Origin of the sequence: Cellulomonas phragmiteti, from assembly GCF_016862775.1 — a bacterium.
Taxonomy (GTDB): domain Bacteria; phylum Actinomycetota; class Actinomycetes; order Actinomycetales; family Cellulomonadaceae; genus Cellulomonas; species Cellulomonas phragmiteti.
In genome coordinates, this window is sequence record NZ_BONP01000034.1 from 1 (window position 1) to 14070 (window position 14070).

Consider the following 14070-nt stretch of genomic DNA (forward strand, 5'->3'; position numbering starts at 1 on the left):
GCTGAACTCCGACGGGCCGGTCAGCTCGTACCCGGCGGTCGCGGTGGCAGTGACCACGACGGTGCCCGCGCCGGGGTAGGTCCCGGCGACGACCGGGTCGCCGTCCACCGCGTACTGCACGCCGGTGACCTCGGGGATCGTGTACGTGTCGTCGGCCGTGCCGTAGGTGTCCACGGACGTCGGCTCGGTGGCGCTGACCTGGCGGATGTCGGTGAACGTCCGAGTGAACTGCGTGGGGCCGCTCAGGACGTAGCCGGCGGTCGCGGTGGCGTCGACGGTGACGGTGCCCGACGCGGGGTAGGTGCCCGCGGCGACAGGGGTGCCGCCGACGGAGTACTGCACGCCGGTGACCGACGGGATGGTGTAGGTGTCGTCGGCCGTGCCGTACGCGTCGGACCAGGTGGGCTCGACGGCGGTGGCCTGGCGGATGTCGGTGAAGGTGTGCGTGAACTGCGTGGGGCCGCTCAGGCCGTAGCCGGCGGTCGCCGAGGCGTCGACCGTGACGGTGCCCGACGCGGGGTAGGTGCCCGCGGCGACGGGTGTGCCGTCGACGGCGTACTGCACGCCCGTGACCTGGGGGATCGTGTACGTGTCGTCGGCCGTGCCGTACGCGTCGTCCCAGGTGGGCTCGACGGCGGTGGCCTCCATGAGGTCCGTGTAGACCAGGGTGAACTGCGTCGGCCCGGACAGCTCGTACCCGGCCAGGGCGGTCGCGGTGACGACGACGGTGCCGGTGGCGGGGTACGTGCCCGCGGCGACGGGCGCGCCGTCGACCGCGTACGCGACGCCGTCGGTGGTCGGGATCGTGTACGTGTCGTCGGCGGTGCCGAAGGTGTCGAGCTGCGTGGGCGGCGTCGCCGACACGCGGATCTGCGTCGGGTTGGTGGTCGCGCCCCGGCGGCACTGCGCGTCCGGGTCGTCGACCGTGCCGATGCGCAGGTTGTCGATCAGCACGGCCGAGTCGACCGCCGAGTCACCCATGTCGAAGATCGTGAAGAACAGCTTCTGCTGCGCGCCGCCCGCCAGGGGGACCTGCGCGGTCAGCTGCGGCGTCGCGCCGTCGTAGATCGTCCCGGCGGCCTCGCCCGCGGCGCTCGCACCGGAGAACAGGCCCGCGTTGAGGGTGATGGGGTTGCCCGAGGCGTCGAACGCGAAGTTGTTCGGCGCGTTGATCGACCTGTCCGCGTTGATCGACCACGTGCTCGCCCCGACCTCGGCGATGAACGCGTCGTTGTACACCGAGCCGACCTCCTCGGGGAACTCGTCCGTGAGGAAGCGGAAGGTGACGCCCAGCAGGCAGTTGATCCCGGCGGGGACGTCGAGCGTGACCTCGAGCGTCGTGACGTCGTAGGCGCCGCCGCGCGTGGCGACCGACGAGTAGCCGGTGTTCGCCGTCGTGCTCTGCGGGCCGGCGGTCAGGGCGGACGCCGCCCCCGTCGAGAGCACCGCGTAGGACCCGCCGGCGCGGCTCGGGAAGCCCGCGACCGGGTCGGAGCGCACCGCCGTCGTGGCGCCCGACGGCGCGCTCAGGCTCGACGACGTCACCACCGAGGGGGTCGCGAAGATCGCGGCGGCCAGGTCCGGGGCTGTCGCCGCGGACGCGGGCACAGCCGCCCAGAGGGACCCTCCCGCCACCAGGGCGAGGGTGGTGGTGGTCGAGGCGATCCTGCGCACGCGCATGGGCGTGTCCTCCTGTCGGCGGTGGGGCCCACCGATGGGCACCGTCGACAAGGATCGGCACCCTGAGCGTCAAGTCGAGCGGTCCGCGGGACCTACGTCCTGCAGCGACCGGATTGCCTCGGTACGTGCCGCGCACCGCCGTGCAGGGCGCACCCCCGGCCGCTCGACGTCCCACGGTTGCGGCGGCGAGGATGCCCGTGTGGAGCGCACCCCGACCGACCCCGACGTCATCCGCCACGTGGCCACCGGCCCCGCGTCGCCCACCGTCGCCCTGACCTTCGACGACGGCCCCTGGCCGCCGCACACCGCGGACCTGCTCGACCTGCTGGACCGCGAGCGGGTCCGCGCGGTGTTCTGCCTCGTCGGCGTGCAGGTCGAGGCGCACCCGGACCTCGTGCGTCGCACCGTCGCCGCCGGGCACGTGCTGGCCAACCACTCCTACCGCCACGACGACCTGGGGGAGTGGGAGCCCGACGCGGTGCGGGCCGACCTGCAGCGCACCCTCGACGCGATCCACGCGGTCGTCCCCGGGGTGCCCGTACCGCTCTTCCGCGCGCCGTTCGGGCGCTGGGGGCGGACCGTCGGGGTCGCCGCGGACCTCGGCATGCGCGCGCTCGAGTGGCAGCTCGCCGTCGAGGACTGGGACCCGGCGCCGCCCGCCGACGTGCTCGTCGAGCGCCTCGGGGGCGTCGAGCCCGGGGGCGTCGTGCTGCTGCACGACGGCGGCGGCGACCGCAGCGCGACCGTCGAGGCCGTCGCGCGGGTGATCCCGACGCTGCGCGCGGCGGGGTGGACCTTCACGGTGCCCCCCGCGCACCCGGCGCGCCGGTGAGGGCGCGGTGCCCGGCGGATCCTGCAGGATGTTCCCATGACGACGCCGTCCCTCGGGGTGCTCCTGCCACGTGACCTGCCCGCCGACCGCGTGCTCGCGCACGCCCGCCGCGCCGAGGACCTCGGCTTCGACGAGCTGTGGGTCGTGGAGGACCTCGGGTTCCGGGGCGGTGCCGCGCAGGCCGCGGCGGTGCTCGCCGCGACCGAGCGGATCCACGTCGGCATCGGGATCCTGCCCGCCGCCGCGCGCGACGTCGCGTTCGCCGCGATGGACGCCGCCACCCTGGCGGGCATGTTCCCCGGGCGCGTGACCTTCGGTGTCGGCCACGGGATGCCGGACTGGATGCGGTCGGTCGGCAGGTGGCCCGCGCGCCCGCTGACCTACCTCGAGGCGTACACCCGCGCGCTACGCGCGCTGCTGCGCGGCGAGACCGTGACGACCGCACCCGACGCCCCGGTCGTGCTCGACGGTGTCGCGCTCGACCCGTCGTCCGTGCCGGACGTGGTGCCGGACGTGCTGCTCGGGGTGCGCGGGCCGCGGTCGCTCGCCGCGGCCGGCCGGGTCGCCGAGGGCGTCGTGCTCGCCGAGCCGTGCGCGCCGGCGTACGTGCGGGCGGCCGTCGCGCAGGTCGCGGCCCCCGGGACCCGCGTCGTGACGTACGACGTCGCGGCCGTCGACGACGACGAGGCCCGCGCGCTCGAGCGCGCCCGCCCGGGCCTGGCGTGGATCGGCGAGCCCGACTGGGCGCCGCACGTCGCGCCCCTGCCGTTCGCCGCCGACCTGGCCGACCTGCGCGCCCGCTGCACGTCACCCGAGGCGTTCGCCGCCGCCCTGCCCGACGCGTGGGTGCGCGAGCTCGCGCTCGCCGGGACGCCCGACGGCGTCCGTGAGCGGGTCGCGGCCCGCGGCGAGGTCGGCGCGACCACGTGCGTCCTGTTCCCGACGGCCCCGGACCCGCTCGCGGCGCTGGAGGACCTGGCCAGGGTGCTGCCGGCAGCCGCGGTCTGACGCCGGCCGGACCCACCGCCCGCGAGACCGGGCTCAGATCGTCCACCCCCCCGCGGTGACCGACCCCAGCCCGGTCTCGCGGCGGGGTGGTCCCCGATGTCGGGACGTGCGGCCGACGTCCCCGGCTCCTGCTCCCGGACGGGCACGGTTGACTGGGCGCATGCGACGCGTGCTGGTGCTGGGCGGGACCGGGTGGCTCGGGGCGGAGGTCGCCCGCGTGGCCGTCGCGGACGGCGCCGAGGTGGTGTGCCTCGCGCGCGGCACGTCGGGTGCGGTGCCGACCGGCGCCCGCCTCGTGCGTGCCGACCGGCGCGACCCCGGCGCGTACGACGCGCTCACCGGCGACTGGGACGAGGTCGTCGAGATCGCGTACGAGCCGGACCTCGTCGTCCCGGCGCTGGACGCGCTCGCGGACCGGGCGCAGCACTGGACGCTCGTGTCCAGCGTGTCGGTGTACGCCCGCAACGACGAGCCCGGGGCCGACGAGTCCGCGGCGCTCGTCGAGCCGCGGGACCTCGCCGACTACCCGGACGCCAAGGTCGCGGCCGAGCGCGCGAGCGCCGCGCGCCTCGGGGACCGGCTGCTCGCCGCGCGGCCCGGCCTGGTCGTCGGACCCGGCGACCCGTCGGACCGGTTCGGCTACTGGCCGGCGCGGCTGCACCGCGGGGGCCGGGTGCTGGTGCCGACGCCGCAGGGGCGGTACGCGCAGGTCATCGACGTCGCCGACCTCGCGACCTGGCTCGTCGCCGCCGGGCGCGCGGGCACGACGGGCGTCGTCAACGCGGTCGGCGCTCCCGTCCTGCTGGCGGACCTGCTCGCGACCGTGCGCGAGGTGGCCGGGGCGCCGTGCGAGCTCGTGCCCGTCGACGACGCGACCCTACTCACCCACGACGTCCGGTACTGGGCGGGCCCGCGGTCGCTGCCGCTGTGGCTGCCGTCCGCGGACGCGGGGTTCGCGCTGCGCGACGGGTCGGCCTACCTCGCCGCCGGCGGCACGCTACGGCCGCTGCGCGACACCGTCACCCGCGTGCTGGCCGACGAGGTGGCGCGCGGGGTGGACCGGCCGCGCCGCTCGGGGCTGACGGCCGACGAGGAGGCGGCGGTGCTGCGCGACGTGCCGGTGTGAGGGAGCGCCGCCGGCTCAGAGCACCCGCACGTCGTACAACGCCACGTGCGCGTCGACGCTCGCGATCGTCAGCCCGTCGGCCACGGCCTGCGCGACCAGCATCCGGTCGAACGGGTCGCGGTGGTGCCACGGCAGGGTGCCCAGCAGGGTGGCGTGCCTCGACGTGAAGGGCAGCTCGAGGAAGCCTCCCTGCTCCAGGGCCCCGGCGATGTCGTCCGTCGCCTCAAGCTTCCCGAGCGAGGACTTGATGGCGATCTCCGCGATGCTGACGGAGGAGAACAGCACCTCGGTGCCCCCGTCGGCCAGGACGTCCCGGTGCCGGGCGGGCAGGCGAGGGTCGTCAGCCAGCCACCACAGGAGGACGTGGGTGTCGGCGAGCAGCCTCACGCCCCGTACCAGTCCCGCGCGTCCTCGTCGGTGAAGTCGTCGAAGTCGGGCGCGATCGTGAGGCGGTCGCGCAGCGCGCCGGGCGTGCGGACGAGCGGCCGGGGGGGCATCGGCACGATGCGCGCCACCGGCCGACCGTGCCGGGTGATGACCGTCTCCTCGCCGTGCTCCGCGCGCGCGACGAGCCGCGACAGGTGCGTCTTGGCGTCGTAGATGCTCACGGGCTCCATCTGACCAGTCTGACCAGAGTTGGCGGGTGGGTCAACGCCTCACGCGGGCACGGCCTCCCGGCTCAGGGCGGTGACCCGGTCGAGGATCCGGTCCAGCACCACCCCGCGGTCGAACTGCAGCGCGTACTCCCGGGCCCGCTCGGACCACGCGGCTCGCTCGGCGCGGTCCATCGCCAGGACGTCGTCGAGGGCGGCGGCGATCGCGTCGGGGGCGTCGACGGGGACGATGATCGCGGTGTCCCCGACGGCCTCGCCGATGCCCCCGGTGGCGGTGGTGATGACGGGCCCGCCGCCGGACAGCATCTTCTCGACCAGGGCGATCCCGAACGTCTCGACGAACTCCGGGCGCGGCTTGGACGGCAGCACGAACGCCGTGCAGCCGGCCATGAGGTGGCCCTTCTCGTCGTCGGTCACGTCGGGCAGGAACGTGATGAGGTCCGCGACGGGGGTGCCGGCGGCGTGCGCGCGCAGCTCATCGGCCTGCGGGCCGCCGCCGGCGATGATGAGGCGGCGTCCCGCGGCCGGGGCACCGGAGCGCACGTAGCCGTCGATGAGGTCGTCGACGCCCTTGGCGTGCGCGAGCCGCGACAGGTACAGGACGTACCCGTCGCGCGTCAGGCCGCGGTCCGCGAGCACGCGGTCCGTCTCGTCCTCGTCGCGCTGCAGGTACGTGCCCACGTCGATCGCGGGGTAGGAGACGGCGACGCGCTCGGCGCACTGCTGGGCGAACCGGGTGCCGCGCAGGGCGTCGATCGCGGCGGCCTCGGTGACGATGAGGTCGCGCGTGTACTGGGACACGGCCAGGACCACGTCGTGCGACAGGTACTGCGCGAGCACGTGGGCCGCGGCGCCGAACCGGTCCTCCTGGACGCACGCGCGCACGACGTTCGTGACGTCGGAGCCGACGGCCTCGGCCACCGTCACCACGTTCACCGGCAGCCCGGTGCGCCGCGCGACGGCGACCGCGTCGGCGACGGCCGTGGCGTGCGGGGACAGGTACAGGGACATCGCGACCGTCGGGACGCCGTCGGTGAACAGCTCGACGAGGCGCCCGGTGAGGCCGGCGAGGTACCGCCCGTCGGGGACCTTGTAGTCGCCGACGGGCTCGGGGCGCTCGACGACGATCCCGGGGGAGTACGGCATCACGCCGTCCAGCGGCTTGAGCGGCAGGCCCGCCTGCTGCAGCCGGTCGATCGGCCAGGTGACGATCCGGACCTCGTCGAAGCCCCGCTGCAGCGCGGCCTCGGCGAGATTGCGGGCCTCGCCCGAGTGACCGCAGATCACCGGGTCGGCGCGCACCACGATGACGAGGCGGCGGTCGGGGCGGGCGGCGGTGGTGTCCACGGCGTCGTCCTCTCGGGGTCGGTGCTGGAGTGACCTCTCCCGGCGGAGAGGGGTGGTGCCGTGCGGTGGGAGTGCGATCCAGCCCGGGTCAGGGGCGGGCGAGGCGGGGGAGCGGGACGTCGACGTGCGGCGCGGGCGCGCTGGGTGGTCGGTGCTGCGTGCCCCACCCGGACGGTTCCGGGCCGAGGCCGATGCGCAGCCGCCCCCCGGAGTGCAGCTCGCCGCCGGTGAGGAACGGGCGGTCGAGCGGGACACCGTCGAGGTGGACGGACTGCACGTGCTGGGCCGGACCGCCGGGCTCGGGCTCGACGAATCCGGTCGTCTCCACCGTGAGCGGCCGGCCGCCCACGTCGATGCGTGCCTCGCGCCACGCGGGCGCGTTGAGCAGGTACAGGTTCTGCCCCGCGACGGGGAAGAGCCCCAGCGTCGCCCACACGTACCAGGACGACAACCCGCCGGAGTCGTCGTTGCCGGGCAGCCCGCCGCGACCCGTGCCGAACTGCTGCTGCACGACGTCGTGGACGACCTGCGCCGTGCGGTCCGGGCGGCCCGCGTACATGTACGCCCAGGGGGCCTCCATGTCGGGCTCGTTGTTCAGGCCCTCGAACCGGTGCAGCGCGTACCCGGCGGCCATCTCCGCGACGTCGGGGGCCAGCCCGGGCTGCTTGACGGGGTCGGCGCCGAACCCGAAGAACGTGTCGAGCATGTCCGTGAACGGCGCGTCGCCGCCGGCCAGGGCGATGCGCGAGGCCATGTCGTGCATGAGGCGGAACGAGTAGTTCCAGCGTCCGCCCTCGTAGTACGTCGAGTCCACGAGCAGGCCCGTCGCCGGGTCGTAGGCGTTCGACCAGCGCGCGGCCAGGGGGCCGAACTGCTCGACGAGCGTCAGGTCGCCCACCCGCCCCGCGACGATCGCCGAGCACCAGTACCCGAACGCGAGGTCCAGGGTGTGGCTGATGGGGTGCGTGCGCCCGTGCAGCAGGAACTCCTCGCCGTACGTGCGGCGCAGGTCGTCGTGCATGTGCACCAGCGCCCAGTCCCAGTCGACGCCCGGCAGGCCGAGGGCGCACAGGTCCGCGAGGAACGTGTGCGCGAGGGCCGAGCCCTGCCGGCTGAAGCGGTCCGCGCCGCGCGCCATGCGGTAGCCGATGGGCAGGTTGCCCTCCTCCTCGGCGATCTGCAGCAGCGCGTTCGCCAGCTCGACGGCCCGGCCGGGGAACAGCGCGGTCATCAGCGGCAGGTGCGTGCGGTAGATGTCCCACATGGTCGACAGGTCGAACGCGAACGGGCCGGGCGTGGGCCAGAACGGCGACTCGTCGGGGGCGAGGCACGGCTTGATGAGCGAGTGGTACAGCGCCGTGCCGAGCACGGTCGCCTTGTCCGACGACGGGGTGTCGACCTGCACCTTGCCGAGGTGCTCGCGCCACACGCCCTGCGTCGTCGCGCGTCGCCGCTCGAAGGAGTGGCGCGGGTCCGGGCCGCACTCGCGCTCGAGCGTCGTCGCGGCCTGCGCCACGCCCCGCAGCGAGAACCCGAACCGCAGCTCGACGACCTGCCCCGGCTCGGTCGGCCCCGCCCACATCAGGCCGAACGGACGCAACGTGGTGGGCCGGATCCGGTCGAAGTCGAGGCGCGTGCCCCCGGGCATCAGGCGCCGGTCGTACCAGAGCAGCTGGCGCCACTGCTGCGTGTCGCACTCGACCCGCACGGCCAGCGGCGCGCCCTCCACGACGATCTCGCCCTCCGCGCACCCCGGGCCGACGGACGCCAGGTGCGCGCGCAGCGGGATGGTCCGGCCGTACGGGATGTCCAGCCCGCCGAGGGAGAAGTCGATGACGAGGCGCGCGTCGTGGTGCGCGGGGAACGTGTACCGGTGCACCGCGGACTTGGGGCCGACCGTGATCTCGGCGCGGATGCCCGACGCGAGCGTCGCCGCGTAGTACCCGGGCTCCGCGTGCTCCTCGACGATCTCCCACGTGCGGCCCAGGTCGTCCAGCGGGCCGAGCATGGGGGTGACGCGGAAGTAGTTGTAGTACTTGCGGATCGCGCCCGTGCCGGACTGCTGGAAGTGCGTGAACCCGCTGGCCACGAGCCTGTCGTGCAGCACCGGCGGCAGGCCCTCGGTCGACAGGTCGTACCGCCCGTACCCCGTCGGGTAGGCCCCGGAGTACGCGCATGCCGAGACCATGCCGAACGGGTACGTCGCGCCCGGGTGGGTGTTGCCGACCTGCGGCTTGGGCCACCACCAGGTCGAGGCCAGCCCGCTGGGCGTCGGCAGGTCGGTCGCGTCGGTGCCGATGAAGGGGTCGACGTGGTCGAACATCCCGGCCCTCCTCGTCGTCGCGACCTCTGCGTGTCCTGCACGACCCGGTGGGCCGGGTCCGCCCAGCGTGACGCGCACGGACCCCGCTGTCCATCGCTCGTGGGTGGTGCCGTGCCGCCCCTGCCGGGCCGGTGCGGCGACGGTACGAGCGCGGTGTGTCGGGCGTGTTGCCGGAAGGTCACGGTCCGAGCCCGGAGGCGGCGGACAGGCCCGGCCGAAGATGTGGCGAACGGGTGTACTTCGCCCTGACGGGCTAGGCGCGACGGACCGGGTGCGAGAGCCTCCACCCGGGTTCCGACATCTGGATGCTGGGGGGCGACCTTGCAGAGCGAACGACTGACCGATCGGCTGTCAGGCACGACGTCTTGGTGGACTGCCATGGCTGTGCTGCTCTCCATGAGCTGGAGCGTCGTGCCGCCCGCAGCGGCCCTGCCGACCTCGCCACCAGCAGAGGTCGTTGTGGACCTCCCCACACCGTCCCTGTGGATGGCCGACGAGGCATTCACCGAGGGTGGTGTGCGGGTCTCGACCCGGACAGATCCGTCGTTCGGCGTGCACTCCTGTCTCGAGGACTTGACCGAGCCTCCAGAAGGATGGCCGTACGATTTCGCCCTCGAGGCGCGGTCGCCTGGGGGCGTCGTGGTCGCCGAGACCGACCTGACCGGCGAGACAGGGACGCCCGGCTGCGTCACAGCGCAGTGGGCGCCCGGGACTGGCGTTCTTCAGCCTGGGGCCACGTATGAGGTGTTCGCACGTGCCGGGTATGCCGAAGGTCAGGCGTACGGACCATGGAGCGACGCCCTTGCTCTGCTCGTCGCTCCGGCTCCGGACGTGCCGACACCTTCCGGCCCTGCGGCCGATGGTCACGTGACTGACGCGAACGTGACGCTGAGCGCTCACCTCGAAACGAGCGTCCTGCCTTCTCGTGGCGTCTTCCGCGTGGAGGATCAGTGGGGCAACCTCATCGCCGACGGGGCGGGCAGCGCGCCGAGCGATGCCTCTGGCATCACCACCTTCACGTTCCCCGCGCCGGCCTCCGGCGGCGCGTACGAGTACCGCTGGCAGGTTCTCGCGTGGGACGGCGTCTCCCAGTCGGACTGGACCGAGTTGCGGACACTGTTGGTCGTCGCGCCCCCGACCGCGCCCATCGCCCGTGCCGCCTTCAGTGCCCGACGCGGTGCCGAAGTGCATTGGTACGCCGCACACTCTGCTGACCCGTACCCAGTGGTCGACTACACAGTCACAGCGACCCCGGGTGGTCACACCGTCACGGTCTCCGGGGACGCACGCAGCGCTCGGCTCGATCACCTGCCGGCTGGTGACTACGCGATCAGCATCACCGCTCGCAACGACGCCGGCGTCAGTCAACCCAGCCGACCGATAACCGCCACCGTCGCTCCGGCCGTGGCCGCTGCTCCGCAGAACGTCCACGTCACGCTCGAGCCGCGCCAGACCATCGCCGAGCTCACGTGGGACGCCCCGGTCGACCCTGGCGACTCGCCCATCGACCACTACAGCGTGACGGCCAGCCCGTACTACGCGCCCTTCGCGCCTGTGACGACGTCGCTCCGGACTGCCACGATCGAGCATCTCGAGTTCGGTCAGGATTACCGAGCGTTCGTCCGAGCGCACACAGCACTCGGCGCGAGTGACCCAGCGAGCGTCGAGTTCCGGCCGATCACGACACCAGGCTCGCCCACCGACGTGCAGGTGCGTCTAGGTGATGGCGCGCTCACCCTGTCGTGGCAAGCGCCCACGTTCTACGGAGGCTCCTGGCCCACCGGGTACGTCCTGACCGCGCATCCAGGCGGGGCGACGCTCCTTGTCGAGGGTCCGCCGAGTTCGCACGGATTTCGCCACGTCTCTCGAAGGCCGAGAGAACCGCTGCGCGCTACTTGCAGTGGGCCCGAGCCAACGAAAATGTCGAGGCAACAATCGATATGCTCAAGCGCGTCGAACCAGCGCTGCATTCGAACTTGAAGAGATACGGACTCGCCGACGCACGTATTGCTGAGCTCGTTGCTTTCAACGACATTGAGCACCTCCTTCGCATATTCAACAGCCCGCAGTTGATGCGGCAGTCCCCGTTCGGCTCAAGTCGGCCTCCCTTGGTTTTTGCTGACCGCGGGAAGAGTGCCGAAAGGTGGATGCGTAACCAGATTGGACCCCCCTCAAAGTGGCGCACAAAGTGCTACCTGGTCAAATTTCGGTGTCGGTTCCCCGACGGAATCCAGGTGGACCCGAACAACCCGCTTGCCGTGATACTGCACGAGGCAAAGGAGGGTTTCGTAACGGAGCGCGCACTTAAGCAGATCGAGCGAGATGCCGCCATCAGAGTGCGAGATGACAACGTTAGCGAGGTGGTCTGGCATTTCTTTATGAGCGGTACGACCGGGATGGTGGGACCGTCGCAGGAGATCCTCGACGCGCTTAATCACTACAATATTCCGTACTACATTCACATCACCGCGTAGGACTGGACGACACGTGTACGACACCCTGACGAACGAGCAAGCGCAGGAGCTTGTGCGCTACATCGAGGCGCGAGCGGTGCTTCGGCTGGCGCAGCTCGCGCACCGCATGCTCAGAACCGGCGGGCCACTCGGCGAGATGGATGCGTCGCTCGAGAGCTTGGTGCCGATGTGGGATTGGTTCTGTGGCATCGAGGCATCGGGGTACCTGGATACACCGACCGCGGTGCCGCCGCTCCACGAGCCCTTGATCGTCGCGCACGCGGCCCCGGGGACAGCAGATCTGCAGCGACGCCGCATGGTCATGCTCGAAGGGCTCGAGCACTACATCGAGCTGGTCCTAAGGCGCATCGACCCCGGAGCGCGGTGGGACCTGTGGTTGCAGACGGGCCGCATCCGCATGGCACGCCATCAGGAACCGGTGATCCGCATGAGCGACGGGACGGCCGTGCATGTGCTCTCCCTCGTCGCGGGACTCCAGAAGCGCGGGCAGGACCCGGACCCCTCCCGGTTGCGCACCAGGGTCTCGGATGAGATCCCCCGGGCGCGGCGGCCGCGCAGTCAGCAGCGGGAAGCATCAGTCCTCGAGCCTTACCTCGCCCACCTCGGCGCGCCGGTTCCGGACGCCCTCGCCATCAGTCCGCTGACGGTCCTGTATCCGGCCTCATCCACCACGGCGGGGTCGGACGGGTCGTCGGGCGATGACTTCGGTGTCGACCTGTTGCTGGCGGTCGGTCCTGCTGCTGGCCTGGACGACCCCGGGCAGTTCGCGGCTCTGCCGGTGGACACGGTGGCGGCGGTGCTGGCCGAGCTCGGTCTGGCGCTGGACGACGGTCGGCCCGTGGGTCCTCGCCAGCTGCTGCAGGACGGGACCCAGCTGGTCGACCCCGAGGGCACCGTCGTGGTCGAGACGGTCGTCGCGCGCGGGGCTCTGCGGGCGTTGTCCGTCGAGCCGGCCGGCGGTGGCACCGCCGAGACGTGGATGCGCATCGAGGATCGGTTGCGCGGGTGTGCCGAGTCCCTCGGCGGGCACCTCGTCGCAGCGGACTCCGAGGGGTGGCCCGAGCCGTAGGCGGTCGGCCCCGCAACGCCGGCGCGTCAGCCCGCGTCGACGTCCGACGCCAACGGCCCCAGCGCGTCGCGCGGCGTCGCGTCCAGCGCCAGGCCCGCCAGGACGGGGAGCAGGCGCTTCTCCTCGTACCGGAAGTGCGTCTCCATGACGGCCTCGATGCCGTCGAGGTGCCGTTGCAGCGCCGCCCGGTCGTGGGCGCCGGCGGCCTGCCCCGCGTCGACCGCGCGCTGCAGCTCGCCCAGCAGGTGCGACAGCATGGCGTGGTCGCGCACCAGCTGGTCGAGGACGTCGCGCAGCTCCGGCGCGACCGCCAGCAGCCCGGGGAAGACGACGCGGTCCTCGCCGCGGTGGTGGCCCTCGAGCGCGGCGCAGAAGCCCGTGCAGAACAGCAGCACGTCGCGGGAGAGCGCCGGGGTTGCGGCGTCCGTCGCGTCCTCGACGGCCTCGCGGGCGATCTGCAGGCTGTCGCGCAGCCGTGCGTGCACGGCGCGCAGCTCGCGGTCCCAGGCGATCAGCCGGTCGTGGTCGGGGGTGGCCATCCGTGGCGACGCTACCGGCGTGCGGGTGCCCCGGTCGAGGGTGCGCCGGGCCGCACCACGCCCAGCTCCGCCAGCGCGCGCCACCCGATCTCCCGCGTCGCGTCCTCGTCCCACTGCGCCCAGCCCGCGGCCAGCGCCAGCCCCGTGCCGTGCGCGCGCGCCGCCGTCGCCGCCGAGACCCCGCCGTACGCGTCCAGCGCGGCCGCGACCCCGGACGCCGGCAGCGCCAGCCACAGGAACCCCAGGTCGGTCGCGGGGTCGCCCTCGGCGATGTCCGCCCAGTCGAGGATGCCGCCGAGCTGCCCGTCGACGCTCAGCAGGTTGTGCGGGTGCAGGTCCGCGTGGATCCAGGTGCGGGGCACGTCGACGGGCGCGGCGAGCGCGTCCGCCCAGAGGCGGTCGGCGCGCTCGCGGTCGAGCCGCAGGCCGCGTGCGGGGGCGCGTTCCTCGACGTGGGCGAGGGAGCGCAGCACCGCGTGGGCGCGGGCGGCCAGCGGGACCGACTGCTCGTCGTTGTACGGCGCGTCGGGCGCGGCGGGCACGTGGACCTGCGCGAGGGCGCGGCCCAGCGGCGGCCCGGCGGACGCGTGCAGCGGCTCCTGCGCGGCGGTGACGCCGGGCAGCCAGGTCACGACGGCCCAGGGCCACGGGTACCCGGCGCCGGGCGCACCGGCCCGCACGACCTGCTGCGTCGGGAACGTCCACGCCGCACCGAGCCGGCGGACCCAGCGCAGCTCGGTCGTCATCGACCCGACCGCGGCCGCGCGCCGGGGCAGCCGCACCGCGAGCTCGTCGCCCAGCGGGTACATCGCCATGTCCCAGCCGGCGTGCCGACGGCCCAGCGGCAGCCCGGCGAGGTCGGGGTGCTGCTCGGTGAGCAGGGCGACGACGACGTCCGGCGTGATCAGGACCTCGTCGACGGGCGCGGGCACGGGACCTCCCTCGGCGCGGGGCGTGCCTGCGCGGTGGCGGGCGAGGGGGACCAGCCTGCCGCGACGGCCCGGTCGGCGCCAGGGTGCGGCCGTGCCCGCCGGGCGAGGTCCGCGGACCGTCCGTAC

At 73.5% G+C, this 14070-nt stretch carries 13 protein-coding genes; 6 read left to right on the forward strand and 7 right to left on the reverse strand.

From position 1 onward, the window contains the following. Nucleotides 1–1680: choice-of-anchor L domain-containing protein (locus Cph01nite_RS19270; protein ID WP_203676050.1), on the reverse strand; the 1680-nt coding region annotated here is incomplete at its 3' end. Between the two features lie 199 nt (nt 1681–1879). Here Cph01nite_RS19270 and Cph01nite_RS17505 point away from each other — a divergent pair. From Cph01nite_RS17505 to Cph01nite_RS17515, 3 genes are all read left to right on the forward strand, one after another. Beyond that, complete coding sequence (locus Cph01nite_RS17505; RefSeq protein ID WP_239069345.1) at nt 1880–2512, forward strand: polysaccharide deacetylase family protein; 633 nt, start codon at nt 1880–1882, stop codon at nt 2510–2512. Nucleotides 2513–2548: 36 nt separating this feature from the next. After that, a complete protein-coding gene (locus tag Cph01nite_RS17510) occupies nt 2549–3520 on the forward strand; it encodes an LLM class flavin-dependent oxidoreductase (protein WP_203676054.1) in 972 nt (323 codons plus the stop codon). A 160-nt stretch (nt 3521–3680) separates the two neighbouring features. Further along, nucleotides 3681–4646 (forward strand): NAD-dependent epimerase/dehydratase family protein, encoded by a 966-nt coding sequence (locus Cph01nite_RS17515; RefSeq protein ID WP_203676057.1) that lies wholly within the window; start codon nt 3681–3683, stop codon nt 4644–4646. Nucleotides 4647–4661: 15 nt separating this feature from the next. Here the strand turns inward: Cph01nite_RS17515 and Cph01nite_RS17520 are convergent, their stop codons facing one another. The 4 genes from Cph01nite_RS17520 to Cph01nite_RS17535 form a co-directional block, all read right to left on the reverse strand. Next, on the reverse strand, nt 4662–5033 hold the full coding sequence (locus tag Cph01nite_RS17520) for a type II toxin-antitoxin system VapC family toxin (RefSeq protein WP_203676059.1): 372 nt from the start codon (nt 5031–5033) through the stop codon (nt 4662–4664). Next, a complete protein-coding gene (locus Cph01nite_RS17525; RefSeq protein WP_203676061.1) occupies nt 5030–5263 on the reverse strand; it encodes a type II toxin-antitoxin system Phd/YefM family antitoxin in 234 nt (77 codons plus the stop codon). Before Cph01nite_RS17525 ends, Cph01nite_RS17520 begins: the two co-directional genes overlap by 4 nt. A 39-nt stretch (nt 5264–5302) precedes the next feature. Then, the gene (locus Cph01nite_RS17530; protein ID WP_203676063.1) at nt 5303–6607 is read right to left on the reverse strand and encodes a glycosyltransferase; all 1305 of its coding nucleotides are present in this window, start codon (nt 6605–6607) and stop codon (nt 5303–5305) included. An 88-nt stretch (nt 6608–6695) separates the two neighbouring features. Next, nucleotides 6696–8930, reverse strand: a complete 2235-nt coding sequence (locus tag Cph01nite_RS17535) for a glycoside hydrolase domain-containing protein (RefSeq protein WP_203676064.1) — start codon at nt 8928–8930, stop codon at nt 6696–6698. 378 nt (nt 8931–9308) lie between these two features. On the opposite strand from Cph01nite_RS17535, the gene Cph01nite_RS17540 reads away from it, so the two are divergent. From Cph01nite_RS17540 to Cph01nite_RS17550, 3 genes are all read left to right on the forward strand, one after another. Continuing rightward, the gene (locus tag Cph01nite_RS17540; RefSeq protein ID WP_203676065.1) at nt 9309–10910 is read left to right on the forward strand and encodes a fibronectin type III domain-containing protein; all 1602 of its coding nucleotides are present in this window, start codon (nt 9309–9311) and stop codon (nt 10908–10910) included. 254 nt (nt 10911–11164) lie between these two features. Beyond that, nucleotides 11165–11404, forward strand: a complete 240-nt coding sequence (locus tag Cph01nite_RS17545) for a hypothetical protein (RefSeq protein WP_203676066.1) — start codon at nt 11165–11167, stop codon at nt 11402–11404. A 13-nt stretch (nt 11405–11417) separates the two neighbouring features. Next, nucleotides 11418–12473: a hypothetical protein gene (locus Cph01nite_RS17550; protein WP_203676067.1), complete on the forward strand. Its 1056-nt coding sequence runs from the start codon at nt 11418–11420 to the stop codon at nt 12471–12473. A gap of 26 nt (nt 12474–12499) precedes the next feature. Here Cph01nite_RS17550 and Cph01nite_RS17555 read toward each other — a convergent pair whose 3' ends face one another. After that, the gene (locus Cph01nite_RS17555; RefSeq protein ID WP_203676068.1) at nt 12500–13012 is read right to left on the reverse strand and encodes a hemerythrin domain-containing protein; all 513 of its coding nucleotides are present in this window, start codon (nt 13010–13012) and stop codon (nt 12500–12502) included. Between the two features lie 11 nt (nt 13013–13023). Further along, nucleotides 13024–13944, reverse strand: a complete 921-nt coding sequence (locus Cph01nite_RS17560; protein WP_203676069.1) for a phosphotransferase — start codon at nt 13942–13944, stop codon at nt 13024–13026. Between the last annotated feature and the right edge of the window lie 126 nt (nt 13945–14070).

Bases quoted from the DNA above. Each gene is read 5' to 3' on its own strand.
- Cph01nite_RS17510 (WP_203676054.1), top strand. From the start codon at position 2,549: ATGACGACGCCGTCCCTCGGGGTGCTCCTGCCACGTGACCTGCCCGCC.
- Cph01nite_RS17515 (WP_203676057.1), top strand. From the start codon at position 3,681: ATGCGACGCGTGCTGGTGCTGGGCGGGACCGGGTGGCTCGGGGCGGAG.
- Cph01nite_RS17525 (WP_203676061.1), bottom strand. From the start codon at position 5,263: ATGGAGCCCGTGAGCATCTACGACGCCAAGACGCACCTGTCGCGGCTC.
- Cph01nite_RS17535 (WP_203676064.1), bottom strand. From the start codon at position 8,930: ATGTTCGACCACGTCGACCCCTTCATCGGCACCGACGCGACCGACCTG.
- Cph01nite_RS17540 (WP_203676065.1), top strand. From the start codon at position 9,309: ATGGCTGTGCTGCTCTCCATGAGCTGGAGCGTCGTGCCGCCCGCAGCG.
- Cph01nite_RS17555 (WP_203676068.1), bottom strand. From the start codon at position 13,012: ATGGCCACCCCCGACCACGACCGGCTGATCGCCTGGGACCGCGAGCTG.